At 31.2% G+C, this 6,387-nt stretch carries 8 protein-coding genes; 1 reads left to right on the plus strand and 7 read right to left on the minus strand.

From position 1 onward, the window contains the following. Positions 1–42: 42 nt before the first annotated feature. A complete protein-coding gene (locus D9R05_RS10620; RefSeq protein WP_121667197.1) occupies positions 43–948 on the plus strand; it encodes a carboxypeptidase-like regulatory domain-containing protein in 906 nt (301 codons plus the stop codon). A 3-nt stretch (positions 949–951) separates the two neighbouring features. Here the strand turns inward: D9R05_RS10620 and D9R05_RS10625 are convergent, their stop codons facing one another. Genes D9R05_RS10625 through D9R05_RS10655 form a run of 7 tightly spaced genes read right to left on the minus strand, consistent with a single transcriptional unit; the run spans position 952 to position 6,049 of the window. Further along, positions 952–1,686, minus strand: coding sequence for a DUF4369 domain-containing protein (locus D9R05_RS10625; protein WP_121667198.1), 735 nt, complete (start codon positions 1,684–1,686; stop codon positions 952–954). A gap of 47 nt (positions 1,687–1,733) precedes the next feature. Further along, positions 1,734–2,999, minus strand: a complete 1,266-nt coding sequence (locus tag D9R05_RS10630) for a DUF819 family protein (RefSeq protein ID WP_121667199.1) — start codon at positions 2,997–2,999, stop codon at positions 1,734–1,736. 5 nt (positions 3,000–3,004) lie between these two features. Continuing rightward, a complete protein-coding gene (locus tag D9R05_RS10635; RefSeq protein ID WP_121667200.1) occupies positions 3,005–3,814 on the minus strand; it encodes an HAD family hydrolase in 810 nt (269 codons plus the stop codon). A 50-nt stretch (positions 3,815–3,864) separates the two neighbouring features. Next, the gene (locus D9R05_RS10640) at positions 3,865–4,797 is read right to left on the minus strand and encodes an alpha/beta hydrolase (protein ID WP_121667201.1); all 933 of its coding nucleotides are present in this window, start codon (positions 4,795–4,797) and stop codon (positions 3,865–3,867) included. Positions 4,798–4,822: 25 nt separating this feature from the next. Further along, positions 4,823–5,104 (minus strand): TIGR03643 family protein, encoded by a 282-nt coding sequence (locus D9R05_RS10645; RefSeq protein ID WP_121667202.1) that lies wholly within the window; start codon positions 5,102–5,104, stop codon positions 4,823–4,825. Beyond that, positions 5,101–5,664 carry an alpha-ketoglutarate-dependent dioxygenase AlkB family protein gene (locus tag D9R05_RS10650; protein ID WP_240463028.1) on the minus strand — a complete coding sequence of 188 codons (564 nt, stop codon included), beginning with the start codon at positions 5,662–5,664 and terminating at the stop codon, positions 5,101–5,103. The genes D9R05_RS10645 and D9R05_RS10650 overlap by 4 nt, the downstream gene beginning before the upstream one ends. A gap of 25 nt (positions 5,665–5,689) precedes the next feature. After that, positions 5,690–6,049, minus strand: coding sequence for a DoxX family protein (locus D9R05_RS10655; protein ID WP_121667204.1), 360 nt, complete (start codon positions 6,047–6,049; stop codon positions 5,690–5,692). Between the last annotated feature and the right edge of the window lie 338 nt (positions 6,050–6,387).

The following is a 6,387-nucleotide window of genomic DNA, read 5'->3' on the forward strand; positions in this document are numbered from 1 at the left end:
CAAAAAAATAGTTCAACTTTAAGTGTTATTTTTCTTTTGGATATGATTAAAAAAAATGTATTTCTTTTACTTTTAATTTTCCTGTTTCAACTTAAAAGTTTTGCACAAACAATTGAAGGTTTTGTTACTGACGAAAAAGGTTTTAAACTGCCTTTTGTAAATTTACTTGTACAAAATACGAAGCATGGTACAGCAACAAATCAGAAAGGTTTTTACTCTTTAGATATTTCAAATTTTGCTACTGATACTTTATTGGTTTCTTTTTTAGGATATAAAAAAGAACTTTTAGCTCTACATGAATTTAAAGCAGATAGCGTTTACACTTTCAATATTACATTAAAAGCTAATGAGGAAATTTTATCTTCTGTAATTGTGAAAAATAGAGAAGTAAAATTTGGTTGGCGGCAGCATATCATTGGAAGGAAAAGAAAAGGTGGCTTTGTAGTATCTAACCCGTTTGGTCATGAAACGATTACATTATTGAAAAATGGAAAAGGACGATTAGGTAAATTGGAAGCGTTGATTTTAAAGTTTAAGAAAAGAGAGACCAATATTTATAAAAGTTTTGGAGCTTATTACAGAATTAAATTTTATCGTTATGATGAAATAAACAAAAAACCGGGAGCAGTTTTATCGGAAAAATCAATTTTATTAAAACCAGAAAATAAAAATCAACGTACAAAAATTGATTTAGCTGAATACAATATTTTATTTCCTAAAAGCGGAATTTGTGTAGGTATTGAAACCATAAACCCTAATGAACAATTACCCGAAAATAATATGTATGTTACAACACCAAATTTATTATGGACACACGATAAAAAAAGTTTAAGTTGGACAAGCTTTAGAGGAGGTGAAAAGCATAAAATAGTGCGGACCTCTGAATTTAAAAAAGGATTCTACCAAAATCCTTTTGTTAAAATTAAAGTGGTATTTGCTAAAGGATAATAATTATTTATTTTGTTTTTCTACTTTCTTGTCAAGCTTGTTTAGTTTTTTTCGCTCTTTTAAAAGATCTTTTAATTCTTTCCCGTATTTAGATTTTCTTATTTCTTTTGGTAAAGAATTATAAACGGTATCTAGGTATTTTACGTTAGCATCAAAAACCTCGCGAATTGTAATGTACGGAGCAATTTCATAATTTTTATTAGTGATAGCGAAATTAATAGTATATAAGTATTTTCGCTTTAATAATTGATCATACTTTTTATTTACCGCTAATATTTCGTCTTCGTTTTCTTTTTGTTGCGCTTCAAAATCTTCCTTGATCAAGTCTAAATGTTGATTGTTGAAACGCTTTATAATTCCATTATATTCATTTAGTTTTTCTTGATTTTTAGAGCCGTTAATAGTAGCATCTGTAGTGAAGTTTTTTAAACTCGTATTGATTTGCATTTCGCCTTTTTCAGCAAAAAACTCAATGATATCATCATTTCGCTGCCCATCAACTTTGTCGAGGTATAAAAATAAAATTTCCGGCTCTTTCAAATTTGTTTGTAATGTAAAATCGCTATCGCCGCTAATTTCAAGAGAATCTACATCTTCTACAATCGTGTCGTTTAAACGTTGTAAATATAAAGTTCCTTTTTTTAGTCCGTCAACATTTCCGGTTAGCGTAAAGTTAGCTTCTTTACCACAAGAAATAAGGCAAAAGCAAGCGAGTATTAATAATGATATTTTTTTCATAGAGTAAAAGTGAGAATACAAAGATGAGTTTTTTTAGCTTAATTTTTCTAGCTTCCTGAAGCTATTTGCATTAAAATAGCGCAAGCATATGCAGACCAAGTTCCTACTACATAACCTAAAACCGCTAATAATACGCCAACTGTAGTAAGCGATGGGTGAAATGCAGATGCAACCACAGGTGCAGAAGCTGCCCCGCCAACATTGGCTTGACTTCCTACGGCTAAGAAAAAATAAGGAGCTTTAATTAATTTGGCTACTAAAATGAGTAAACCAGCGTGAATAGACATCCAAACTAAACCAATGGCAATTAAACCTGGATTATCAAAAATCATGGTTAAATCCATTTTCATACCAATTGTAGCTACCAAAATGTAAATAAAAACACTTCCTAATTTGCTGGCACCAGCACCTTCATATTTTCTGGCTTTTGTAAATGATAATAAAATTCCGATAAAGGTAGCAATAGTAATCATCCAAAAGAACGTAGATGTAAAGGACGCCAACGCGGAAGATTTATCGTTAAAAACTTCAAAATTACTGGTAAGAAAAGCTGAAATACCATCGGCTCCCCAATGTGCAATTCCTGTAGCACCTAAGCCAATTCCTAACATAATCATATAATCGTTAAGCGTAGGTTTTTTGGAAATACTTTCGGTATAATCTGAAACTTTATTTTTTAAACTGGTAATTGCAGAAGAATCAGCTTTTAGCCATTTGTCAATAGCTTTTGTTCTTCCAATGCCAAGTAAAATTATAGCCATCCAAAGATTAGCGACAACAATATCTACGAAAACCATTCCGCCATATTTTTCAGGATTATATTTAAAAATTTCTAGCATAGCAGCTTGATTTGCGCCGCCACCAATCCAACTACCGGCAAGTGTTGCTAAACCACGCCAAGTAGCATCTGGTCCTGCACCACCTACAGTTTCAGGAGAAAAGACAGAAATAATTAATATGGCTAAGGGTCCGCCGATGACAATACCAACTGTTCCTGTAAAGAACATAATAAGCGCTTTTGGACCTAAATTAAAAATTGCTTTTAAGTCAATACTCAAAGTCATTAGAACCAAAGAAGCCGGTAATAGATATCGGCTAGCAACAAAATAAAGTTGCGAATTTTCTGTGCTAATAACTCCGGTAGAATTTAAAATTGCCGGAAGTAAATAACACATTAGTAATGCGGGAACAAATTTGTAGAACTTTTTCCAAAAACCTTTTTTGATTGATGAAGTATAAAATACAAAGGCTAATAAAATCATTAAAAGCCCAAAAACAATTGCGTCGTTATTAAAGTAAGCTGTGTTTTCCATAATGTTTAGGCGTTAAAAAGTTGATGTAAACTATTTGCTACTCCGTTGTCTATACTTTTATCAGTAATTTTATTGGCCACTTTTTTTACTTCATCTCTGGCGTTTCCAACAGCAACTCCCATTCCTACACCGTTTATCATTTCAACATCATTATAATTATCTCCAAAAGCAACACTTTCTTCTAAGGATAAATTAAAATGATTTTCTAATAAAAGATTTATAGCGGTAAGTTTAGAAATATTTTTGTTGGCTATTTCTATATAAGTTGGTTTAGATCGATATAAATGTAACTGATCTCCGTATTTTTCTTGTAGGTGATTGTACATTTTTTCAACATCATCTTCTTCACCCATACACATAATTTTATGTGCGCCAACTTCTTTTTTATTCCAGCTATCAATTACTTGATTAATATGTGTGATACTTGGTGTTACTTTAGTGTTGTTGGCTTCTCGTTTTGCCCAATAATCGTGTTCGGGCACGTGCCATTCATCTGCGTGATATAAACTTAAATGAACTTTTGTTTGCTGATTAAAATCGGCAATACTTTTTATGGTATCAACTTCTATAGCTGTTGAACTGATCACTTCATTATCTACCAAAACATAACCGCCATTATAGCAAATAATGGGTTGATTTTCTATACCTAATTGCTTTTGTAGGTGAAACATTGCCGAAGGCATTCTGGCAGAAATTAACACAAAAGGAATTTCCTCTTTAAATTGCTGAATTGCTTTTATAGTTTCTGGTGACAATTCGCGCTCTTTATTTAATAAAGTGCCATCTATATCTGAGAATACAATTTTGTAGTCCATATAATTTTCTTTAATTAGAATGGCAAATATAGAAATAATGAAAGGATAGCTTACTTTTTTATAAATGAACTAATGCTTGAAACTAATTTTTCTGAAATTGGTAAATAAGCTTGATTGTAAGATTTTTGGTTGGTAATGTCATCATTTTCTTCAATAATCCTAAAAACGTGGTTCATGTTTTTAATTAAGATAAATTCAGCTTCCGGTTTAGCTTTTTTTAATATTTCAGCTTCAGAAGATTGCACTTGTAGATCTTCGCTTCCTTGAATAATCAACACAGGAATCGTTATTTTTTTTATTTCTTCAGCAGGATTATGAGCAATCCAACTAGCCATAAATTCTTGGGTTTCTGGCCTAAAAATAGAATGCAATGCGTCGTTATAATTTCTAGTACGCCCTTTTTCTTTTAATTGTTTAAAGGCAGATTTAGCATCTTCGGTTAAACCCGGCGCTTGTTTTTCTATTTGCTCAATGAGTTGCTGATCTAACGATTGCCCCGCGCCGGCAATACTAATTAATTGATCTACTTTTTTTTCTTGCGCTGCTAGCAACGCTACAAGCGATCCTTGCCCGTGACCAATTAATATAAAATCAGAAAACTTGTTTGCTTTTTGAAAATGACTAATTGCAGAAATCGCATCAGTAACAAAATCTTCAAAACGAATGTCTTTTTCTTTTAGCTCTAATTTGTCGGCTTTTAAAATTCGCTTGTCATATCTAAAACTGGCAATATTATTTTTTGCCAAAGCTTGAGCCAATTTTTTTATGGCATCATTTTTTGTCATTAATTGATTTCCATCTCTATCTGTTGGTCCTTGATCATTTATAAAAATAACGAGCGGAACAATTTCTGAATTTTTAGGCTCTAGTAAAGTACCTTCTACAAATTTATTGATGCGAATATCGTTGGCAATAAAATTATCCTGTGCATTTGTAGAAAAAACTGAACCAAAAACGATAAGTAAGATACATAAGGTACGCATAGATGAATTTTTTGATGTAATTATTTTAACGTTTTGAAATTTTATTGTTAGAAATTGATTTTTGTCTAGTTGATTTAAAAGTAGAAACGTTTTGGCTTCTTAATTTCTTATGTTTTGTTTTTCTACCTTGTACTCGTTTTCTCCACAATCTAAAACTTGAAGATTTTAAATGAGTTTGCATAATTTTTATGACTTCTTTTTCTGAAGTGCCAAACTGAAATTCAATTGCTTCAAAAGGGGTTCGGTCTTCCCAAGCCATTTCAATAATTCTGTCAATTTCTCGTGCTGTAAAATTTTTAGTATTCATATTATTTTTCTGTAAGTTAAATTAATGCGCGCACCAATATTTTTTTGCGTTTTAGGGATTTGATGTTGCCAAAAATGTTGTGTTTCACCTCTCATTAATAATAAGCTTCCGTGTTCTAATATCATTTTATGCTGAATTTTATGATCAGCTTTTTTTCTGAATTTAAAAACACGTTCTGTGCCAAAGCTCACTGAAGCAATAACAGGATTTTTTCCTAATTCTTTTTCATCATCGGCATGCCAACCATTACTATCTTTTCCTTTGCGATACAAATTTGCTAAACAACTAGTGAAATTTTGCTCAGTCACCAATTCAATTTCGTTTTTTATAGCAGAAAGTTCTTCAGTAAATGGATGAGGTTTCATTGTTATGTTAGAATAGGTATAGCTAGATTTTTTTGAAGCAAAAAATGCAGTTAACCGAGGTTGAAGATGCGTCTTTCCAAAAACTGTAATCTCATCTTGTTGCCAAGGAAGTTTTTTTTGAAGCATATTAAAGTAAAAATCTGCTTCTTGTTGATTAAAAAAATGTGGGTAGTAAATAACTTCAGCGCTATCCATTTTTAATTTTTCTGAAACCATCTCCTTAATACTTTAAATAAAAAAGAGCCCACCAAATCAAAACAAATTGCAGTAGAAGCCTAAACCATAATAACCATTTAGGTAGGTTTAATCCCGCTTTTTTAGAACTAAGCATATATATATGTACTAATAGAAATAGTAATAACATAAATGTAATACCTATAATAGATGGGTTTTTTGTAGATTCAAAACAAACTCCTATACCTAAAATGATTTCTGCCAGACCACTCAAGTAAACTAATATTTTATGCGCAGGTAAATACCTGGGCATAATTCTCATATATGCCTTAGGCTTTATAAAGTGAAAAATACCAGCAATTACATATATTGCTCCCATTAAATAAAGATGCCACGGATAGCTCATTTTTTTTTATTTTAAAGGTATTAAAAAAATAACACTCTATTTTTTTAAATTTAATTAGGTGTTTTCTGTTTGATTAGAAGCTAGTTAGTTTATGAGATTAAAAAACTTTTAAATTTTCATTAAAAAAGTTTGTTTTGGAAAGAAAAAGGGTTGTATATTTGCACCCGCAATTGCGCTAAGCGGTTGTAAAAGTTCATAGAGGTATCGGGATTATTTAGAAGTGTTTATTTGGTTTTAAGGAGCTAAAAAAAACTTTTAAAAAAAAGTAAAATAAAAGCTTGTCAGATTAAAAATAAGTTTTACATTTGCACCCGCAATCGCAGATAAGGCGATTGAAG

It is taken from the genome of Mesonia aquimarina (assembly GCF_003667275.1).
Lineage (GTDB): Bacteria > Bacteroidota > Bacteroidia > Flavobacteriales > Flavobacteriaceae > Mesonia > Mesonia aquimarina.